Consider the following 21,600-nt stretch of genomic DNA (forward strand, 5'->3'; position numbering starts at 1 on the left):
AGCCATTGAGCTAGATGATGCTGCCTTTATCTAAAACCCGCCATCCATTACAGATGCCAGACCGCAAAAGCATTTAAATATTAAGCTGGCGAAGTCTACCTCCGATATAATCATTATATTATTGAAATGGCAGCGATATGGTTTGATTGATAATAATGACATGCAAATACACAATACCGTTCGCCGCTATCTTGAATCAGCTGATACTGATACCGGGATCGCGGAATGTCAGCAACGTGTTACTGCGGTCAGAGTAAAAATATAAAGAAGGGTGCAGATGAAGATCTCAGTCATTATTCCTGCCTATAACCGTGTCGCCACTCTGGCACGTGCCATCGACTCCGTTTTGCAACAGTCCTACAGTGCTGACGAGATTATCGTCGTCGATGACGGTTCCAGCGATGCGACCAGTGAAGTGGCGAAGATGTATGATGAGGTGAGCCTTCTTCGTCAGAAAAACATGGGCGTCTCTTCGGCACGCAACAACGGTGTGATGATGGCTTCAAACGATTGGATCGCTTTTTTGGACTCCGATGATACGTGGCATCCTGAAAAGCTTCGGCAACAGGTGGCATACCACCAAAAGAACAAGAACTGCAAAGTGAGTTATACCGATGAGGTGTGGATACGCGATGAGAAAGAGGTCGCCATCCCCAAAAAGTTCCAAAAGCCCGAGAAAGCAACTTTTGAAACGTGTCTCAGCTACTGCAATATTGCCCCTTCATCGGTATTGATGCAAAAAAAACTCTTTGACTCTTTGGGCGGCTTCGACGAGTCGTTAGAAGTCTGTGAAGATTATGACCTTTGGCTGCGTATTCTGAAAGAGGAAGAGATCGCCCTGGTCGACCAAAAGCTTGTCAACAAATACGGCGGCGCCGATGATCAGCTTTCGATGAAACACTGGGGGATGGACCGTTTTCGCGTGAAAGCGCTTGAAAAACATCTTGATACGGCGTTCGATAGCCTGGTGAGAGAAGAGCTTCTTCATAAATATGCGCTTCTGGCAGAGGGAGCCAGAAAGTATCAAAAAGAGGATGATGTTTTTCTTTATGAGGCCAGGATCGAACAGTTGAAGGCCGGGTTCTAACGTCAACAAACTCCTCTTCCCAATCTGCTGCTTTTGGACCAAAGCCGGATACATCGTATTTAAAACTTATCTTTTACGCGTCACCCTCTTTTCACTTGCCGATCTCCTCTTCTGTCAGCCCCTTTCAAGCCTCGCGTACTTCACAAAATAATAAACGATAGCTGTCTCTTCTAACAAACGGTACCTTTGTGATGAAATGACACATTGATGGATTTAAAGTCAATATGGTATATCATGTATAGAATAGTCAGTTTTTTAATAGAAAAAAAGAGTCGAAAGTGGAAGTGATGAAAATTAAAATGACCATGATATTTTTTGTTCTGGTATGGATAACATTAGTCTCTGCCTCTTTTCTATGGAACTACAGTAGTGCAAAACAGGAACAGGAAAGAATAGCGCTTGAGTCCGCGAGAAGTTTTTTTGATCAGATTGTCATAACCCGTATCTGGAACTCCCGCCACGGCGGTGTCTATGTCCCTGTAACCGAAAAAACACAGCCTAACCCATATCTTGAGAAAGCGATGCGGGAAATTGATGCCAATGAAACATTGACACTGACTAAGGTGAACCCGGCTTTTATGACCCGCCAGCTTGCTGAAATTGCCCTGGAACAAAAAAGGGTGCAGTTTCACATCACCAGTCTAAAGCCTATCCGCCCCCAAAACAGGCCGTCTTCAAGAGAAGAAAAATTTTTAAAAGAATTTGAGACGGGTATAAAAGAGAAGGGGGAGTTTATAAAAGAGGGAGAAAAAAACTCCTATTTTTATATGGCACCTCTGCTGACGTACAAATCGTGTCTGCAGTGTCACGCTAATAAAGGCTATAAAGAAGGCGATATAAGGGGCGGTATCAGTGTGACATTGCCGTTCGTCATGAAAATACCTTTTCTTTCTCTATTGGTGGGGCATGTTACGATAGGGCTGTTGGGGCTGTTGGGTATTGTTATTACCGGCGGGAGATTAAAAAAAATCTATGAAATAATGAACAAGCAGGCTGTCTTGGATGCGTTGACAGGTGTCCCGAATCGCCGAAGTTTTACAGAAAGTCTGTTAAAAGAGTATAAGCGCTGCCAGAGAGAGCATCTACCTCTGTCGATCATCATGTGCGATGTCGACAAGTTTAAAGAATATAATGATACTTACGGGCATATGAGCGGGGATCTATGTCTGATAAAAGTTGCACAAATGGTACAGGCATCTCTTAACAGGCCAAGTGATTTTGTAGCACGGTATGGCGGTGAAGAGTTTGTTGTTCTTTTGCCGACCACATCGCTTGAAGGTGCAATGCACATTGCCGAAACGATACGCTCAAACATAGAAAAAATGGCAATACCGCATAAGAACTCATCCCCTTTAGAGGTTGTGACGTTGAGCCTCGGTGTCGCAACATCAGAGGGGACGTCCGATGTTTCCTATGAACAGTTGGTGACCTATGCCGATATGGCGTTGTACAAGGCAAAAGATGAGGGACGCAATCGCGTTATCTCTTTCCGCGAAGTTATATGATCTTCTCAAAAATGTAATCAAGATCGTTTAGTCATTGTAAGCCGGGAATTTTACACTTTTATTTTGCATTGTCCACTTCAATGATCGATGTTTTTAGGAGTTCTTAGGAGGCTTTTAAAGACAGACATTTTACTCTGCCATCAGATATCCGTCAGGATCCAGGCTTGTAGCCAGCATGACACTGTTGATGTCGAGATGTTCGTTCCATGTGCTGCTTTTCTGATTTTCAGGTTTCATCCAGAAATTTTCAATGATTTCACAGAGGGGAAGATATGCGTTTAATTCTTTAAGCTGTGATTGCAAAAGCAGACGGTCCGCAAAACAGTCTGCATGTTCGCTGAAGAGCTGCTCTGTCTTTTCGATCGCATGAAGACCGATGCTTAAACCAAGTTCACGAAATGCCAGCCGATAGTGTGGCGGGTATTTCAATGTGTCCGTACGCATAAACAAATCTATGCCACTTTTGGCATGGGCCAGCAGTTTTGGGAACATATCACTGAGATGTTCCATACTGCCTGCGATGATAAGTTGTGTCAGCATGAAGGCATCACTGAGGAGTCCGCCGATTCCCAGCGGGTCATCTGTAGCCCAGTTGACAGCTTGGGAGATCTCCGCCATTTCGGCTATTTCACTCTCTAAATGAAGTTCATGCGATGTTTGAGGATCTTCGGAAGCTGTTTTGACAAGCTGAAGATAGGTAATGTACCCGTCCAGAGCATCATGCTGTCCCATGGAGGGTACGAGGGGATAGGAGAGGTCGATACTCATTTTCCAGTACATCCGTTTTTCGTTGCCGGGTATTGTATAGGTAAATCTGCCGTGTGCCGTTTTGGCAAGTTCCAGAGCCCAGCGGTTATATCTGAAATCACCCGTTACCTGCGTGACAAGGTTAAGTGCATGCATCCATTTTGTCAGGTAGTGAAAATACTGACCGTCCTGTTCCCACTCCAGACGTTCATTGTAGGGTGCATCGAATTTTCGTTCATTGCTCTTTTTCCCTATTCTCAGACCGCCGATCGTAGGATGCAATTCGCCCTCTTTATTTTCAAGACCACTGATCCATCCGCTGCGGGAGTCATCGCTGCGATGCTGCCCCAGTACGTGATGCACCTGGTCGACAAGCAGCAAAGCCTCCTCCTTGTATCTTTGCTCGCCTGTACGACGGAAAAGCTCCAGGAAGTTGCATACGGCAAAGGCATCGGTCCAGAGGTAGCGTACCGGAATACACCCGACCCCTGAAATACAGCTTCGCTCGGAAAAACCGGTCATAATAGTCTGAATAATATCTGGCTTTTTCATGAATGTCTCCTTTTTAATAATACATCTTTGTTGCTTTTTGTCCCCTCATTTCAGAGATGGCACGATAACCCGGTACAGAGAGCTTTGTTAATGTTACCATGTAGGTTATGGGCTCTTTGCATGAGAAACATTAAGATTGGATGCCTAAAAAATGCCCATGTTTTTTTAGCTACTCTGAGCTATAATCCGATATAAATTGACAAAAGATGCTTTTTGGCACAGAGGATAGATTTATGGTCTTGATGATCGACAATTATGACAGTTTTACCTACAACATTGTTCAGTACTGTCTGGAGTTGGGGGCTGATCTCAAAGTCATCCGTAATGATGAATTGACGGTTGATGAGATCGCAGCATTGAAGCCTGATAAGATTATCATCTCTCCCGGCCCGGCAACGCCAAACGAAGCAGGGGTCAGTCTTGATGTCATTGAACGTTTTAAAGATGAGATTCCTATCTTCGGTATCTGCCTGGGGCATCAAAGTATCGCTCAGGCATTCGGGGGAAAAGTCGTCAGGGCCAAGCAGATGATGCACGGCAAGACGTCGATTGTCGAGACAAAGGGAAGCTGCCCGATCTTCGACAAGATGCCGGAGACCTTCAGAGCAACAAGGTACCACTCTTTGACCGTTGAGCAAGAAAATCTTCCGGATGTGATCGAACCTACCGCTTATAGCACCGATGATCATGAGATCATGGCATTGCAGATCAAAAACCGACCTATTTTCGGGGTACAGTTCCACCCGGAATCGATCATGAGCGAATTCGGTCACGAAATGATAGGAAATTTCTTAAAAATATGAGAGAACGCATCATCCTCTTTCTACTTCTGGGATTCGATGCACTGGTCCTCTTTTATGAGGCATCCACTCTCTCTATTACCTCGCATGAGGCATATATACTCTATGAGGCACGCTCTTTTATACACTACCTGACAGAAGCCTCTCTAGCTGTTTTTGGCCAAAATGATTACGGATTGCGTATGCCGATGATGATTCTTCATCTGCTCTCGGTTTTACTTCTGTACCGTGTATCCAAGCCCTATGTTAAACGTAACAGTGACCGCTTATGGCTTGTCTTTGTCTTCATTCTGCTGCCGGGGGTCATCAGTTCGGCGCTTTTGGTCGATAATGCGGCTATCATGATATTTTCACTTTTTTTACTGCTTTATCTTTATCAGATCAAGTCACCGCTAATCCCTTTTGTCCTTGTCGGACTTTTAGCGATTGACGGAGCATACGCGTTTTTGTATTTTGCACTTTTCGTTTATGCCCTGAATAAAAACAACCTGTTTTATATGGTGCTGAACACGCTCCTCTTCTTTGCTTCCTTTTATCTATACGGTTTTGACACAATGGGCAAACCTAGCGGACACTTTTTAGACACGCTCGGTCTTTACGCAACCATTTTTTCACCTGTAGTCTTCGTATTCTTGGTGTATGTCCTGTACCGAAAAATGATAAGCAAAGAATATGATATAACTCTATATGTCAGTGGTGTTGTCTTTGTTGTCTCCTTGCTGCTGTCGTTCAGGCAACAGATTCATATCGAACATTTTGCACCCTATATGATGCTTCTGCTGCCTCTTGCCGCACAGACCTTTTTCAGCTCCTATCGCGTGCGACTGCGTATGTTCCGGGGACGGTACCGTGTGTTACTGACGGTCGGGTTCAGTATTTTGGCATTTCACTTTTTCTTGATTCTTTTAAATAAAGGCCTTTATCTCTTTTTAGATGATCCGGAAAACCATTTTGCCTATAAAACCCACATTATTAAAGAACTGTCCTCGGAACTGAAAGAAAAAGAGATCAATTGTGTTACTGCCACGGGTCGTCATATGCAAAACCGTCTTAAGTTTTACGGTATAGAAGTTTGTTCGGCCAATCATTTAAAAGAAGCCCCTCTCGATGAAAAGGCAGATGTTACTGTAAGTTACATGGGACGAATTGTTGCAGCCTATAATGTTACAAAAGTTCCCATATTATAAATTGAAAAGCTTGCCACTAACTTTATATAGAGAGCCATAGATATTGCATGCTATAATCTTCAGACTAAAAATTCGAAGGAGTTGCAATGGCTCAAAGAGCGATTCGTGAATACGACGGTAAAGCTATTTTCTCAAAACATTGGGATAAATACTTCAGCGGTTTTCATTACGGATTTAAATCTGTATTGGTGACTAGCGGCAAAGAACTACTGGAAAAAGCTGAAGAGCATGGTTTCGAGTGGTTAAAGCAAGAGGCATTGGTTGCTAAACCGGATATGCTTTTTGGTAAACGCGGTAAAAATGACCTGGTTCTTTTTAGAACGAATAAGCCGGGTGATGTGACATTGGCAGATGCTGCAAAGTGGATTGACGAGAAGATGGCGGTTACAACCACACTTCTTTCAGGTCAGCATGGCCAGTTGACACACTTTGTCGTAGAGCCATTCACGCCGCACTCTCAAGAACAAGAATATTATATTTCTGCAACTACTGTCGGCGAAGACGACGTTCTTTATATGTCTGCAGAAGGTGGCATGGAAGTTGAAGAGGGCTGGGACGAGAAAGTTAACGAAGTCGCTATCCCGATCAACATGGATGACGCTGATATGGAACATGCTGTCAAAGCAAACATTCCTGCAGACATCCAGGCTAAAGACAGAGAAGCATTCGCATCATTCGCGATCCAGTTTTTTAAATTCTACCGCGATATGAACTTTGCCTACCTTGAGATCAACCCGATCGTTATGCTTGACAATAATGAGATGGCGATCCTTGACCTTGTTGCACGTCTTGACGACACAGCGGGCTTCATGATGGCAGATGCATGGGGTGACATTGAATACCCGACAGCATTCGGTATGGAAGATCAGTCTCCTGAAGAAAAAGCGGTGGCAGAAGCGGACTCTAAATCAGGTGCTTCACTTAAACTGACTATCCTTAATCCGATGGGCCGTATCTGGACAATGGTTGCCGGTGGTGGTGCATCTGTTGTTTACGCTGATACGATCGCTGACCTTTCCGGTGATGTCAAAGAGCTTGCCAACTACGGTGAGTACTCAGGTGGACCGACTACGGGTGAGACTAAGTTCTACGCAGATACATTGATCGACCTTATGACTCGCCATAAAGATGCTAAAGGCCGTGATAAGATCCTTATCATCGGTGGTGCGATTGCGAACTTTACCGATGTTGCAAAAACATTTACAGGTATCATCCAGTCATTTGAAGAAAATGTAGCGAAGATGAAAGAGCATAACGTTAAGATTTATGTTCGTCGTGGTGGACCAAACTATGAAAAAGGTCTTAAAGATATTAAAGAGGCGGCAGACCGTCTTGGTCTTTATATTGAAGTATATGGTCCGGAAACACACGTAACTGATATCGTGCGTATGGCATTAGAGAAGTAGGGGAGAGATATGGCAGCATTATTTACTAAAGACACACAAGCGATTTTCTGGAATAACAACAAAAGTGCTATCCAGCGTATGCTTGATTACGACTATACAATTGATCGTAAGACGCCTTCTGTTGCGGCAATCGTTGCACCGACTTCAAGTAGCAAGTTTGAGAAATTCTTCTATGGTCCGGATGAGATCATGGTTCCGATGTTCAGAAGTACGACTGAAGCGGCAGCAGCATTCCCAAATGCTGATGTACTATTGAACTTTGCATCTTTCCGTACAGCATATGATGTAACGATGGAAGCGATCGCGATTAAAGGTCAGTTCAAAACGATCATGGTAACCGCAGAAGGTATCCCTGAACGTCTTGCACGTGGTATGAACCAAGCGGCTCGTGATGCCGGTGTAACTGTCATCGGGCCTGCAACGGTCGGTGGTATTGCTCCAGGTGCTTTCAAGATCGCTAATGTTGGTGGTACAATCGAAAATATCGTTAACTCTAAACTGCACCGTGCAGGTTCTTGTGGACTTGTTACACGTTCAGGCGGTCTGTTTAACGAACTCTCCAACATCATCGCCATCAATGCTGACGGTATCGCCGAGGGTGTTGCTATCGGTGGTGACCGTTTCGTAGGTTCTGTTTTCATTGACAACCTTCTACGTATGGAAAGCAATCCGGACGTTAAATACATGATCCTTCTTGGTGAAGTCGGTGGTACTGAAGAGTACAAAGTGATCGAGGCAGTTAAAAACGGTCAGATCAAAAAGCCGATCATCGCATGGTGTATCGGTACGATTGCTAAGCACTTCAGCTCAGGTGTACAGTTCGGTCACGCAGGTGCATCTGCTAATGCTGACGCTGAGACGGCTGCAGCTAAAAATGCTGCAATGGCTGAAGCAGGTATTCACGTACCGGCATCATTCAATGACCTTCCTGCTAAGATCAATGAAGTGTACAATGACCTTAAAGCCAAAGGTGTCATTACTGATATCGCTGAGCTGGAACTAAAAGTCGTTCCTAAAGTTCGTCGTGCTAAAGAGTTCATCTGTACGATCTCTGATGACACTGGCGAAGAAGCGACATATGCAGGTTATCCAATTTCTGCTGTTGCAACACCGGAAACCGGTTTCGGTATCGGTGATGTGATTTCACTTCTTTGGTTCAAAAAACGTTATCCGAAATGGGCAACAGATTACATCGAAACTGTTATCAAAACTGTTGCTGATCATGGTCCGGCCGTATCAGGTGCACATAATGCAAAAGTAACAGCACGTGCAGGTAAAGATGTTATCTCTGCATTGGTAACCGGTCTATTGACTATCGGTCCGCGTTTCGGTGGTGCGATTGACGATGCGGCACGTTATTTTAAATATGCAAACGACAACGGTATGAGTCCGGCTGAATTCATCTCTTATATGAAAAAAGAGGGTAAGACGATCTCTGGTATCGGTCACCGTATCAAATCGGTACGTAACCCGGACCTTCGTGTTTCAGGTCTTAAGAAGTTTGCTGCGGAAAACTTCCCGGCAACACCGCTTCTTGACTATGCACTTGAAGTAGAAAAATTGACAACATCTAAGAAAGACAACCTTATCCTAAACGTTGACGGTACTATCGGTATCTTGATGGTTGATATGTGGCGTGCTCTTGGATACTCTGAAGAAGAGATTGACGGTTTCATCGACGCGGGTGCACTGAATGCATTCTTCGTTGTCGGCCGCTCGATCGGTTTCATCGGTCACATCCTTGACGAAAAACGTCTCGGTATGCCAATGTACCGTCACCCGACATCTGACATTCTTTACAATGTCGAAAAAGCAGAAGAGCTCTAATCGACTTCTGTTTCTGAAGAGTCTTTGACTCTTCACCTCTTTTTTATCCGCAATTTAATTAGTTACTCCCTAATTCTATCTTTGAATATTTTAGCTATAATTGACTATTACATAACAACAGAGTACATTGAACTGTACAGAATTTAGTTCATGTCCATTAAGGTGATATTTTGAAAAAATCTGCGTTTACTATGATCGAACTTATTATTGTGATTGTTGTGGCCGGTATACTGGCAGTCGCAATGATGCCAAAACTTGATGGCGATCCGCTTAGAGACGGAGCAAATCAAGTTGTGCGCCATATTCAATATGCACAGCACTTAGCGATGGTTAATGATGTGTATAATGCGGGCGTTGACTGGGAAAAAGCCTATTGGCATATCAGTTTTAGAACTGATGCTGAAAAATGCTATATCGTTGCAAGCGATAATGATCTAAGCGGTGGAATTTCGCAAACAGAGGCTGCTTATGACCCTTTATCAAAACAATATCTATACTCCAGTACTTCCTGTACAGAAAATGTGTTAAATAATAATGATCTATTTTTAAATACCAAATACGATATCAGCACAGTATCTTTATCTGAAAGTTGCCAAGGCGGTAATAATTACATAGCATTTGACAATTTTGGACGTCCGTTGAAAACCAGAAATGCATCCGATTTTATTACTGCGCCGTGTACAATCACATTGTCTAACGGTGAACGATCTGCTGTCATAACTGTTGAACCTGAAACAGGATACACCCGAATAACAGCTATAGACGATCTATAAGCTTGATCCCCATTCACTGCATATGCTATTAAACCTGCTAATGTTTTAACAAAAAAGAGTTGATATCGTGTTTTGAGCTCCGGAGGTTTTCTCTGGCATGATTGATCTTGGTTTGAACAATCTTGATCCGCTCTTTCGAGATCTTTTTGAACCCTCTACCTATTAAATAGAAGAGGGCATAGGCAAGAACAAAACAAACGTCGGTCTTATACAGTCAGTAGGTAATCTTTTCGATATTAGACGTGGCTGCCTTTTGACGCAACTTCTCGTTTTTATAGTGGTAATCTTATCTTTTTGTACTTCGGTTAACTGTGTGCAATCATTTATAGGTGCTTCTTTCATTTTGACAGAGAGAGATCAACGCTATACAGGATAATTTTAATAGCCCTTCAAACTTCTCTTTGCAGTTGTATCGGAGACAAAACTGTTTCTACTGTAATAAACTAATATACCAGATTAATTACGGGTCTGCTTTCCGTTACGAAAATAGTAGATATATGCTCTCGGTCTATCGAGTATGATCCTGGTGCTGTATAACGGATATAAATTAAAGCAAAAAAAGCCTTGACAGAATATGGAAAACATAATAGAATAAAATTTAACAAAAATAATTCAAAGATGTTTTATGTACAAAAGTTCATTTACTATGATAGAGTTAATTATTGTGATAATAACGACTGGTATTCTTGCTATAACGATAATTCCGCGTCTGGAAAGAGCCCCTTTAGTAGAAGCGACAGAACAAGTGTTAAGACATATCCGCTATACTCAACAATTGGCACTGGTCAATGATATATACAACACGACAGAGGCTAAGTGGTATAAAGCGATGTGGCGTATAAGTTTTAGAAGTAATAACTGTTATGTTGTCTCCAGCAATACTGACCTAGATATGAATTACGATAGAGATGAATCTACTACAGATCCTTTAACAAAAACATTGCTTTACTCAAATACCGACTGCATACTGGAACCAGGCGATGACAGTAAAATGCTATTATTTGAGAAATACGGGATTGACAGAATTGAATTTAGCAGAACATGCGGTAATAACAGATTTATAGCATTTGACTATATGGGGCGACCACACAAGACTTTGACCAGTGCGAACGACTTTATCATATCGGAATGTCTCATTACATTACATGCCGGCTTGAGAAAGGCGGTCATATCTATCTTACCGGAAACAGGTTACGTTAAAGTACTATCCTTTGAATGAGATGCATACAAAGTAGTCAATATATTGATTGTTTTTTACAAAAAAATACAAATTTCAAGAAATTTGACAATTCGCGCGAAAAGCTCTTGACATAGGGTTTTGATTTGTCTATAATTCCCGTCCACAAACGATGAGTCGCTTGAAAGAGAGACGAGAAAGACTTCGAGTTGAAGCTTTTTAAAAGTTTGAGATCATTGAAAACTAAGTAAGTTTGACACTGACCTTTCGGGGTTGGAAGTTAACTTTATAAGACACAAAAACACAACCGTCTATTTCAGTTGAAGTTTAAATACTTAGATTGAAATTGACACTATTTTTTATAGCCAATGATTTTAAAATCTTGGGCATAAGATCAGTAATCTGCTTAGGCAGTCTTTACATAATTAATTATGGAGAGTTTGATCCTGGCTCAGAATGAACGCTGGCGGCGTGCTTAACACATGCAAGTCGAACGGTAACAGGAGAAGCTTGCTTCTTGCTGACGAGTGGCGCACGGGTGAGTAATATATAGGTAATGTGCCCCTTAGTCTGGGATAGCCACTGGAAACGGTGATTAATACCGGATACTCCTTCTTGTTTAATGCAAGTCGGGAAAGGTTTTTCGCTAAGGGATCGGCCTATATTGTATCAGCTAGTTGGTGAGGTAATGGCTCACCAAGGCGATGACACATAGCGGGTTTGAGAGGATGATCCGCCACACTGGTACTGAGACACGGACCAGACTCCTACGGGAGGCAGCAGTGAGGAATATTGCACAATGGGGGAAACCCTGATGCAGCAACGCCGCGTGGAGGATGACGCATTTCGGTGTGTAAACTCCTTTTATCAGAGAAGAAAATGACGGTATCTGATGAATAAGCTCCGGCTAACTCCGTGCCAGCAGCCGCGGTAATACGGAGGGAGCAAGCGTTATTCGGAATCACTGGGCGTAAAGGACGCGTAGGCGGGTTTTTAAGTCAGGTGTGAAATCCTATGGCTCAACCATAGAACTGCACTTGAAACTGGGAACCTAGAGTATGGAAGGGGCAGGTGGAATTAGTGGTGTAGGGGTAAAATCCGTAGATATCACTAGGAATACCGAAAGCGAAGGCGACCTGCTGGGACATTACTGACGCTGAGGCGTGAAAGCGTGGGGAGCAAACAGGATTAGATACCCTGGTAGTCCACGCCCTAAACGATGAATGCTAGTCGTCGGGGAGCTTGTCTCTTCGGTGATGCACTTAACAGATTAAGCATTCCGCCTGGGGAGTACGGTCGCAAGATTAAAACTCAAAGGAATAGACGGGGACCCGCACAAGTGGTGGAGCATGTGGTTTAATTCGAAGATACGCGAAGAACCTTACCTAGCCTTGACATTGATAGAATCTTTCAGAGATGAGAGAGTGCCCTTCGGGGAGCTTGAAAACAGGTGCTGCACGGCTGTCGTCAGCTCGTGTCGTGAGATGTTGGGTTAAGTCCCGCAACGAGCGCAACCCTCGTCGTTAGTTGCTAACAGTTCGGCTGAGCACTCTAGCGAGACTGCCTTCGCAAGGAGGAGGAAGGTGAGGACGACGTCAAGTCATCATGGCCCTTATGGCTAGGGCTACACACGTGCTACAATGGGGCGTACAGAGAGTTGCGATACCGCGAGGTGGAGCCAATCTCACAAAGCGTCTCTCAGTTCGGATTGTTCTCTGCAACTCGAGAACATGAAGCTGGAATCACTAGTAATCGTAGATCAGCAATGCTACGGTGAATACGTTCCCGGGTCTTGTACTCACCGCCCGTCACACCATGGGAGTTGATTTCGCCCGAAGCGGGGATGCTAAAGTAGCTACCCTCTACGGCGGAATTAGCGACTGGGGTGAAGTCGTAACAAGGTAACCGTAGGAGAACCTGCGGTTGGATCACCTCCTTTCTAGAGTAACGAGTTCGCATTCGATTGACGAACTCAAGAGAAAATCTCACGTCTTAGAAGAGTTAACGTGTCTACTTACTTAGTTTTCAGTGATCTATGTTATTTGAACATATTAATTAGGGCCTATAGCTCAGCTGGTTAGAGTGCACCCCTGATAAGGGTGAGGTCGGAGGTTCAAGTCCTCCTAGGCCCACCATGTAAAGATCACGAAGACCGGATGGGGAATTAGCTCAGCTGGGAGAGCGCCTGCCTTGCACGCAGGAGGTCAGCGGTTCGATCCCGCTATTCTCCACCATTAGAGGTTAGAAGTTTAATTCAAGTACTAAACGAAGTATTTGAATTAGACTTTTAGAAGTCTAGATGTTATTTAACTTATTATTGTCAAAGTCAACAAAATTGTAACTACAATTAATTCATTGACTGCTTTATTTGATGTATATTGAATAAGGTAGTGAATACGCAAATTAGAATAAAGATATTAAGGGCCATAGGTGGATGCCTTGGCTGGTAGAGGCGATGAAGGACGTACTAGGCTGCGAAAAGCCTCGGGGAGCTGCCAAGAAGCTTTGATCCGGGGATTTCCGAATGGGGCAACCCAGCATGGAGCGATTCATGTTACCCTACGGGGGGCGAACTCAGGGAAGTGAAACATCTCAGTACCTGAAGGAAGAGAAATCAAACGAGATTCCCATAGTAGCGGCGAGCGAAATGGGATTAGGACAAACCAGGCACTTGTGCTTGGGGTTGCGGACTGCGATATGTAGTTTGGATGATAGACGAACCGTCTGGAAAGTCGGGCCATAGCGAGTGATAGCCTCGTAGTCGAAATCAGAAGAACGCTAGCAGGATCCAGAGTAGGTCGGGACACGTGTTATCTTGACTGAAGCCGGGGGGACCACCCTCCAATCCTAAATACTACTACCAGACCGATAGTGAACCAGTACCGTGAGGGAAAGGTGAAAAGAACTGCGGTGAGCAGAGTGAAATAGAACCTGAAACCTATGGCTTACAATCATTCGGAGCACGATTATATATACGTGTGACGGACTGCCTTTTGCATAATGAGCCTGCGAGTTGTGGTATCTGGCAAGGTTAATCAAACGAGAAGCCGTAGCGAAAGCGAGTCTTAATAGGGCGAATTAGTCAGATGCTGCAGACCCGAAACTAAGTGATCTATCCATGAGCAGGTTGAAGCCGGTGTAAGAGCCGGTGGAGGACCGAACCGGTAGGCGTTGAAAAGTCTTCGGATGACTTGTGGATAGGGGTGAAAGGCCAATCAAACTTAGTGATAGCTGGTTCTCTCCGAAATATATTTAGGTATAGCCTCGAGCAGTAGCATGAAGGGGTAGAGCACTGACAGGGCTAGGGCTGCATACAGCGGTACCAAACCCTATCAAACTCCGAATACTTCATGTGTAACCTCGGGAGTCAGGCGTAGGGTGATAAAATCCTATGTCGAGAGGGGAACAACCCAGACTAGCAGCTAAGGTCCCTAAGTACTGTCTAAGTGGAAAAGGATGTGGAGTTGCTGTGACAACCAGGAGGTTGGCTTAGAAGCAGCCATCCTTTAAAGAAAGCGTAACAGCTCACTGGTCTAGCGATTCTGCGCCGAAAATATAACGGGGCTAAGACAGTCACCGAAGCTCTAGATTCGTACTTGTACGAGTGGTAGGAGAGCGTTCCAAACAGCGTTGAAGGTATACCGGTAAGGAGTGCTGGAGCGTTTGGAAGTGAGCATGCAGGCATGAGTAGCGATAAAAGAGGTGAGAATCCTCTTCGCCGTAAACCCAAGGTTTCCTACGCGATGCTCGTCATCGTAGGGTTAGTCGGGACCTAAGTCGAGTCCGAAAGGGGTAGACGATGGCAAATCGGTTAATATTCCGATACCGACGGTTGTTTGTTTGAATGATGGGGGGACGCATAGGGCTAATCGAGCTCACTGATGGAATAGTGGGTCGAAGGACGTAGGTTGTACAGTAGGAAAATCCGCTGTACATTAGACCGAGATCTTACAGGCTCTTCAATAGCTTCGGCTAGCGAGGAGAATCGATGATGCCGTCGTGCCGAGAAAAGCCTCTAAATGAGAACAACCGTTGCCCGTACCGTAAACCGACACAGGTGGGTGAGATGAGTATTCTAAGGCGCGTGGAAGAATTACTGTTAAGGAACTCTGCAAACTAGCACCGTAACTTCGGAATAAGGTGTGCCATAAATGTTTAGGGACTTGCTCCCGAAAGCATTACATGGTCGCAGCAAAGAGTCCCTCCCGACTGTTTACCAAAAACACAGCACTCTGCTAACTCGTAAGAGGATGTATAGGGTGTGACGCCTGCCCGGTGCTTGAATGTTAAAAGGATCCGTTAGCTTTGCGAAGCGGTGAATTGAAGCACAAGTAAACGGCGGCCGTAACTATAACGGTCCTAAGGTAGCGAAATTCCTTGTCGGTTAAATACCGACCTGCATGAATGGCGTAACGAGATGGGAGCTGTCTCAACAGTAAATCCAGTGAAATTGTAGTGGAGGTGAAAATTCCTCCTACCCGCGGAAAGACGGAAAGACCCCGTGCACCTTTACTATAGCTTGACACTGCTATTGGGATATTCATGTGCAGGATAGGTGGGAGCCTTTGATTCATGGACGCCAGTTCATGATGAGGCATCCTTGAGATACCACCCTTGAATATTCTGATAGCTAACTTGGTACGATTATCTCGTGCGAGGACAATGTCTGGTGGGTAGTTTGACTGGGGCGGTCGCCTCCTAAAAAGTAACGGAGGCTTACAAAGGTTAGCTCAGATGGGTTGGAAATCCATCGTAGAGTATAATGGCATAAGCTAGCCTGACTGTGAGACATACACGTCGAGCAGAGACGAAAGTCGGTCATAGTGATCCGGTGGTTCTGTGTGGAAGGGCCATCGCTCAAAGGATAAAAGGTACGCCGGGGATAACAGGCTGATCTCCCCCAAGAGCTCACATCGACGGGGAGGTTTGGCACCTCGATGTCGGCTCATCGCATCCTGGGGCTGGAGCAGGTCCCAAGGGTATGGCTGTTCGCCATTTAAAGCGGTACGCGAGCTGGGTTCAGAACGTCGTGAGACAGTTCGGTCCCTATCTTCCGTGGGCGTAGGAAAGTTGAGGAGAGTTGCCCCTAGTACGAGAGGACCGGGAACGTGCCACTGGTGCACCAGTTGTTCTGCCAAGAGCATCGCTGGGTAGCTACGCACGGATGTGATAACCGCTGAAAGCATCTAAGCGGGAAGCCAACTCCAAGATGAACTTTCCCTGAAGGACGCTTGAAGACTACAAGCTTGATAGGCTGGGTGTGTACGCATAGCAATATGTTTAGCTGACCAGTACTAATAGTCCGTTCGTCTTTTTCTTTCATAATTGCGTAATCACTGCCTTATTCAGTATATATCGAATGAGCAGCATGAATCGATTATAGTTACAAAACCTGTTGACTGACAATAATTAACTACTCCAATATATCCAAGCAGTTGGAAGTAAGATCATCTCGATGCTTTTACTTCCGATTGTCTAGGTGGCTATAGAGAGAGGGAAACGCCTGGCTCCATTCCGAACCCAGAAGCTAAGCCTCCCTTCGCTGATGATACTGCACCTTTCAGGTGTGGAAACGTAGGTCGCCGCCTAGTTCTCGGATTTACTTCAACTTTTAAACTTCAATCATTTACAATTATTATAAACTTTTTCACATCCATATCGGCGGCTATTGTCTGCGTATTCACTTCGTTCATTTGCTCCATCTTATGCGACTTTACTCAGATAAAACCTGACATTTAGTCAGCTTTTCTATGAGATATCCTAGTTCTCGGATTTACAATCACTTCAAACATTACTTACACAATCATTACTCATAAACTTTTATCACATACAAATCGGCGGCTTTCGGCGGCTTATTGTATCGCTTCGCTCTTTATCTATTATCATTTTATCCAGACAAAACGAGACGTCGGTCTCCTTTTCTCTGGCATATCCTTGTTCTCGGATTTATCTCACATCCCTATAATCATTTAATTACAAACTATCTGTGCGCTATATCTTTATCCACACATAAAACATGCCTCTGCACATCTTTTCTGTGCATGTATCAGGTCTATTTTATGCCGCGATGTTGACGTTGATGTTGATCACAGTATACGAGAGCCTACTTCTCTGTCGGTTCTCTTTTTATTTTAAATTCAAATTAGCTATTTCCCTACAAGTTTCTTTTATCTATCATCTTCATTCTGTTATAATCGGGATTTCTTAAAAAGGTTTTTGTGTGAAAAAGATTTTCATACTTTTTTTTCTGTTTGTATCTACTTCCTATGCAAATAATAATGCTATAGCAGGTATATGTAAAGAGTTAAAACTTGTACCGGCTTCAAAAGCTATTGTTCAGTGGGAAAGAGTTTTTAGCAGTGAAAAACGCAAACGTAAATACGGTATTGATCAGTTGTCTCCTGAAACGCAAGTATTATTAAAAACGTATTTGATCAAGCATGCTGCAGATTCATCTCAGCCAATGGTTCCAGGTTTATAAAGGATATAGATGCGTTTATTATTACTTTTTTTTCCACTTATACTTATCGCTGATGCAGCTGATGAACGTATTAAAAGTTTAGAAGACCGAATATTGCACTTGGAAGGTCAACATAACACGACTGCTTCCAATATAGATGATATGCAATCTGTCGTAGATAGTGTTGAGAGAAAATCTTTTACTGACGTTATTGACTTTACGCCAGAAGTAAGACTGCGTTTTGACAAGATGCACTATAAAGTCGGAGAATTTGAACCTGTTCCAACTCCGAGTTCAGATGGTTCTATCGACCGTAATCGGGATGATTTTGACAAAGACTTTGGGATTGCTTCTTCGGTCCGCTTCCGACTGAACATGCGGGCAAAACTCCTTGAAGATATTTCTTTTCACGGTCGTCTGGTATTTCAGCATTCGACGCAATCCGACCAGCGCCTTTGTATACTTTCAAATGATATCAAAACTTCCGGTTCGATCAGCGGTATCGATTTTGACAGGGCCTATTTTGATTACCGTTTTTCTCACCATTCCGACTACCCATTTATTTTCAGTTTTGGCGTACTGCCCACTTCCGGAGGTACACCGATGCAATATGCAGAAGTCCGTGCCCGTCAATCAGTCTTTCCTGCACTTGTCTTTGATATGGACAGCTACGGCGTAATTCTGACGTCAGAATTGACTCATCTTTTCGGCGGTAAAAGTTTTTTGCGTGCGATCGCAGCGCAGGCTTATACATTAGACCCGAATATATATCCCTATCAGTGTAACCGAGAGACGATAGACAATGCCGATATCTATGGACTCTACTTTGATACCCGTTTGACCCCATATACACTTTTCAGTGCGGGGGTCAATATTCTGCATGCTCTTAAAGCCCATCCCTATTTAGGGCCTGATGTGACAGCGGATAATGCAGATAATCTTGGAACTATGGTTACATTTGGTCTGGGAGTAGATGCGGAAAAGATAGCCGACAGCGGTATGACACTTTTTGTTCATACGGCAATGTCTCATCCTCGTGCTAACGGAAACGTAGACGATTATGGACCAGGGAGCAGTGTCAACTTTAGTAATTCGGATTATGCGACAGGTGAGATGCTCTCGACTGACGGGTATTCCGTTTATACGGGGATACTGTATGACCTTGGCCACACATGGATATTGGGAGGCGAATACAATTACGGAAGCAAATATTGGTTTGCTGCGACACAGGGAGCGGAAGATATGTATAATAAACTCGCGACTCGCGGTCATGTCGGCGAAGGATACCTGATTTGGAAGTTTGACCGCTATATGTTCACCAAGGTCGGCTATATGTACACTAAAGAGGCCTATACCGGTTCGGGATGGCATTTTGGTACGCCGATTGAAAAAAACGGTCTTCAACAGGTAGGATATTTGCAATTGAATGCGAGTTTTTAGATGAGTCTGAGAGTTCGCAGTTATATACTGATTGTCTTTTCCATCTTCCTTTTTATTATACCTCTTTATGTAGGTAACAGCGCCATTTCAAATGCTAAAACCATTATACAGAATATTCAAGACGAACTCTTGAATCTGGTGGAATTGACCTACGCGGTCAAGCACAATGTACAAGAGCACCGAACCCTAATCTTGGAAAAAATGATCAGAAAAGAGGAGATCGATCTTAGTGAAGAAGGCTTTGCGCTTGAAGATAACATCAAGTTGCTTGATCTTATGGTAGAAAGAACGGATAATACTGAACTAAAAGGCCATCTTGCGCGACTTCATAAACGCATTATTGCATTCAAGTTGGTCGAAGAATCAATGGTTGGCGCGTGGAAAAACGGTGAAAAGATCGATTTTACAGATGCTTTGGCAGGCTACGACAGTGTCACTGAAAAAGTGACAAGCGATGTCACTGAACTTCAGGATCTCAGCGGTATCTTTTTAAGTCAGGCGATATCACAGATACAAGAGCGCAGCGACAAGGCTAAAAAGCTTGTGATCTACTCTATTTTTGGAGGGATCATTCTACTGCTTTTTGCCTTTTACTCTATGCATCGGTTAAATGAAAAATACAAGACGCAGACCGAACGGGCATTGGAGGCAGAAGCGGAGCAACGAAAACTGCAAAAACGTCTGGAAAACTATTCCCATGATCTCGAATGTGATGTGGCGAAAAAAACAGAAGAGTTGGAGTACCGTTATTATCATCACCCTTTGACACAGCTACCGAATCGCAATCGTTTGATCGAGGATATTAGAAATATGGGGAGTGTCAATATTGCACTTTTCAATCTTGACAAGTTTCAGGAATTCAATGACTACTTCGGCGAAGAACTCGGTAATATAGCCATTAAAGAGATGGCCGGATTTTTAAAAGAGAGTACACCCGATTCTTGCGGTCTTTATCATGTAAACGGCGATGAGTTTGCACTTCTGAGCAATAAGGTCCGAGTAAAAGAGGAGTTCGCTGAGAGTATAAGAGAACTGCAGCAGCGTCTTAACTCAAAACAGTTTGTCTATGGCGAAGATGTCTATTTCCTAACGGCCAGTGTGGGTGTCGCTTCGAGCAGCTTCAATCAGCTGGCCTGCGCAGATATCGCTTTGAAAGAGGCAAAAAAACATCATACCGGGCTCTCTGTCTATACATCGACGATGGAGATGGAGAAGGTATATGAATCGAATCTTCGCTGCTCCAAAAAACTGGTGCATGCCATTAACAGCGGTAATGTCGTACCTTACTATCAACCTATCGTCTCACTTAAAGAGAGTGCTGCGCCTGCTCGTTACGAAGGTCTTGCCCGTATGATAGAAGAAGATGGCACGGTGACACCTCCGTTCCAGTTTCTTGACATTGCCAAGCGTCTGCGCCTCTACCCTGAAATCACACGTGCAATGTTTTATAAAGTATTGGAGACGATACAGAATGAAATGATAGCTGTTTCGATCAATCTATCGGTCGATGATATTAATAACAGCGTAATCGTAGAAATGATCACTAATGCACTTGACTCTTTTGAGTATAACCATTTTATAACGTTTGAGATCTTGGAAACAGAGGCAATGGATAATTATGCCGATGTGCAGCTTTTTATAGACTCAGTGCGTTCTTTCGGGGCGAAAGTGGCCATCGACGATTTTGGTTCGGGCTATTCCAATTTTTCCCATATTTTAAATATAGAGGTGGACTATATTAAGATCGACTCCTCACTGATCTCAAACATAGATACAGACAAGAACTCAAAAATAATGGTGGAGACCATTGTCAAACTTGCGCAGAAGCTTGGGATTGAAACCGTTGCCGAATTTGTCAGTTCGGAAGCGATATATAATACCGTTAAAGACCTTGGCGTGGATTGGGCACAGGGGTATTGGCTGGGTAAACCGGTACCATTCAAAGAGATCAAAAAGAGCCTTTCATGATGCAGGGAGAGCAGACAAGCTGGCGGGAAAAGCTAGCCGGTGAGTTTGAAAAAACGTACTATAAAGAGCTGATACTTTTTTTGCGCCAAGAGGATGAGATAGCGACGGTATACCCTCCGAAAGAAGACCGTTTTAACGCCTACAATATGACACCCTATGAAAATGTGAAGGTGGTCATTTTGGGTCAGGACCCTTATCACGGCGCCGACCAGGCGCATGGCCTCTCTTTTTCGGTCAAGCGCACGCATATATTGCCGCCTTCGCTTAAGAATATTTATAAGGAACTGGTCGATGATATCGGCTGTTCTATGCCCAAAGAGGGGGATTTGACTTTCTGGGCCGAACAAGGGGTTTTTTTGCTCAACACGGTACTCAGTGTGCGTGCATCGGAAGCGGGCTCGCATCAGCAAAAAGGATGGGAGAGGTTTACCGATGCAACGATAAAGTTGTTGAACGACGAGAAGGAGCATCTGGTCTTTATATTATGGGGCAAGCCGGCACAACGTAAGGAGAAGCTGATCGACGCGGATAAGCATCTGATCTTAAAAGCGCCACACCCTTCACCGTTATCAGTCTATAGAGGTTTTTTCGGCTCAAAACCTTTTTCTAAGACCAATGCCTATCTTCGTGCGAATGGAATAGGACCGATAGACTGGTGCCTGGATTCATAA

General features: G+C 44.0%; 13 protein-coding genes, 2 tRNA genes and 3 rRNA genes. 17 read left to right on the forward strand and 1 reads right to left on the reverse strand.

Annotated elements, in window-relative coordinates; all coding sequences use genetic code 11:
- Nucleotides 1-277 precede the first annotated feature (277 nt).
- Together WCY20_RS04525 and WCY20_RS04530 are read left to right on the forward strand one after the other, a co-directional pair.
- A complete protein-coding gene (locus WCY20_RS04525; protein ID WP_345977349.1) occupies nt 278-1,087 on the forward strand; it encodes a glycosyltransferase in 810 nt (269 codons plus the stop codon).
- A 287-nt stretch (nt 1,088-1,374) separates the two neighbouring features.
- Nucleotides 1,375-2,592 carry a diguanylate cyclase gene (locus WCY20_RS04530; protein WP_345977350.1) on the forward strand — a complete coding sequence of 406 codons (1,218 nt, stop codon included), beginning with the start codon at nt 1,375-1,377 and terminating at the stop codon, nt 2,590-2,592.
- 129 nt (nt 2,593-2,721) lie between these two features.
- On the opposite strand, the gene WCY20_RS04535 is transcribed toward WCY20_RS04530, so the two are convergent.
- Complete coding sequence (locus tag WCY20_RS04535) at nt 2,722-3,891, reverse strand: hypothetical protein (RefSeq protein WP_345977352.1); 1,170 nt, start codon at nt 3,889-3,891, stop codon at nt 2,722-2,724.
- Nucleotides 3,892-4,124: 233 nt separating this feature from the next.
- Between WCY20_RS04535 and WCY20_RS04540 the strand changes: the two genes are divergently transcribed.
- The 15 genes from WCY20_RS04540 (at nt 4,125) to ung (ending at nt 21,600) form a co-directional block, all read left to right on the forward strand.
- Complete coding sequence (locus WCY20_RS04540) at nt 4,125-4,694, forward strand: aminodeoxychorismate/anthranilate synthase component II (RefSeq protein WP_345977354.1); 570 nt, start codon at nt 4,125-4,127, stop codon at nt 4,692-4,694.
- Between the two features lie 179 nt (nt 4,695-4,873).
- A complete protein-coding gene (locus WCY20_RS04545) occupies nt 4,874-5,878 on the forward strand; it encodes a hypothetical protein (RefSeq protein ID WP_345977356.1) in 1,005 nt (334 codons plus the stop codon).
- Between the two features lie 86 nt (nt 5,879-5,964).
- Nucleotides 5,965-7,284 (forward strand): ATP citrate lyase citrate-binding domain-containing protein, encoded by a 1,320-nt coding sequence (locus WCY20_RS04550; RefSeq protein ID WP_345977357.1) that lies wholly within the window; start codon nt 5,965-5,967, stop codon nt 7,282-7,284.
- Between the two features lie 9 nt (nt 7,285-7,293).
- Nucleotides 7,294-9,111 (forward strand): citrate/2-methylcitrate synthase, encoded by a 1,818-nt coding sequence (locus tag WCY20_RS04555; RefSeq protein WP_345977358.1) that lies wholly within the window; start codon nt 7,294-7,296, stop codon nt 9,109-9,111.
- 170 nt (nt 9,112-9,281) lie between these two features.
- Nucleotides 9,282-9,884, forward strand: a complete 603-nt coding sequence (locus tag WCY20_RS04560; protein ID WP_345977360.1) for a type II secretion system protein — start codon at nt 9,282-9,284, stop codon at nt 9,882-9,884.
- Nucleotides 9,885-10,509: 625 nt separating this feature from the next.
- A complete protein-coding gene (locus tag WCY20_RS04565) occupies nt 10,510-11,103 on the forward strand; it encodes a type II secretion system protein (RefSeq protein ID WP_345977361.1) in 594 nt (197 codons plus the stop codon).
- Between the two features lie 386 nt (nt 11,104-11,489).
- Nucleotides 11,490-13,000, forward strand: a 16S ribosomal RNA gene (locus WCY20_RS04570).
- Nucleotides 13,001-13,119: 119 nt separating this feature from the next.
- Nucleotides 13,120-13,196: transfer RNA gene (locus WCY20_RS04575), tRNA-Ile, on the forward strand.
- A 23-nt stretch (nt 13,197-13,219) separates the two neighbouring features.
- Nucleotides 13,220-13,295, forward strand: a tRNA-Ala gene (locus tag WCY20_RS04580).
- A gap of 173 nt (nt 13,296-13,468) precedes the next feature.
- A 23S ribosomal RNA gene (locus tag WCY20_RS04585) occupies nt 13,469-16,380 on the forward strand.
- 156 nt (nt 16,381-16,536) lie between these two features.
- Nucleotides 16,537-16,652, forward strand: a 5S ribosomal RNA gene (rrf, locus tag WCY20_RS04590).
- Together the 16S, 23S and 5S rRNA genes with 2 tRNA genes alongside form the textbook arrangement of a ribosomal RNA operon.
- A 629-nt stretch (nt 16,653-17,281) precedes the next feature.
- A complete protein-coding gene (locus WCY20_RS04595) occupies nt 17,282-17,542 on the forward strand; it encodes a hypothetical protein (protein ID WP_345977363.1) in 261 nt (86 codons plus the stop codon).
- 9 nt (nt 17,543-17,551) lie between these two features.
- Complete coding sequence (locus tag WCY20_RS04600) at nt 17,552-18,961, forward strand: DUF3373 family protein (RefSeq protein WP_345977365.1); 1,410 nt, start codon at nt 17,552-17,554, stop codon at nt 18,959-18,961.
- On the forward strand, nt 18,962-20,929 hold the full coding sequence (locus tag WCY20_RS04605; RefSeq protein ID WP_345977367.1) for a bifunctional diguanylate cyclase/phosphodiesterase: 1,968 nt from the start codon (nt 18,962-18,964) through the stop codon (nt 20,927-20,929).
- Nucleotides 20,926-21,600 (forward strand): uracil-DNA glycosylase, encoded by a 675-nt coding sequence (gene ung, locus WCY20_RS04610; protein WP_345977368.1) that lies wholly within the window; start codon nt 20,926-20,928, stop codon nt 21,598-21,600. Before WCY20_RS04605 ends, ung begins: the two co-directional genes overlap by 4 nt.

This window comes from Sulfurimonas sp. HSL3-7, from assembly GCF_039645985.1.
Lineage (GTDB): Bacteria > Campylobacterota > Campylobacteria > Campylobacterales > Sulfurimonadaceae > Sulfonitrofixus > Sulfonitrofixus jiaomeiensis.

Coding starts and splice junctions, on each gene's coding strand:
- WCY20_RS04605 (WP_345977367.1), top strand. CDS start 18,962: ATGAGTCTGAGAGTTCGCAGTTATATACTGATTGTCTTTTCCATCTTC.
- WCY20_RS04555 (WP_345977358.1), top strand. CDS start 7,294: ATGGCAGCATTATTTACTAAAGACACACAAGCGATTTTCTGGAATAAC.
- WCY20_RS04535 (WP_345977352.1), bottom strand. CDS start 3,891: ATGAAAAAGCCAGATATTATTCAGACTATTATGACCGGTTTTTCCGAG.
- WCY20_RS04545 (WP_345977356.1), top strand. CDS start 4,874: ATGCCGATGATGATTCTTCATCTGCTCTCGGTTTTACTTCTGTACCGT.
- WCY20_RS04550 (WP_345977357.1), top strand. CDS start 5,965: ATGGCTCAAAGAGCGATTCGTGAATACGACGGTAAAGCTATTTTCTCA.
- WCY20_RS04525 (WP_345977349.1), top strand. CDS start 278: ATGAAGATCTCAGTCATTATTCCTGCCTATAACCGTGTCGCCACTCTG.
- ung (WP_345977368.1), top strand. CDS start 20,926: ATGATGCAGGGAGAGCAGACAAGCTGGCGGGAAAAGCTAGCCGGTGAG.
- WCY20_RS04540 (WP_345977354.1), top strand. CDS start 4,125: ATGGTCTTGATGATCGACAATTATGACAGTTTTACCTACAACATTGTT.
- WCY20_RS04530 (WP_345977350.1), top strand. CDS start 1,375: ATGAAAATTAAAATGACCATGATATTTTTTGTTCTGGTATGGATAACA.
- WCY20_RS04600 (WP_345977365.1), top strand. CDS start 17,552: ATGCGTTTATTATTACTTTTTTTTCCACTTATACTTATCGCTGATGCA.
- WCY20_RS04565 (WP_345977361.1), top strand. CDS start 10,510: ATGTACAAAAGTTCATTTACTATGATAGAGTTAATTATTGTGATAATA.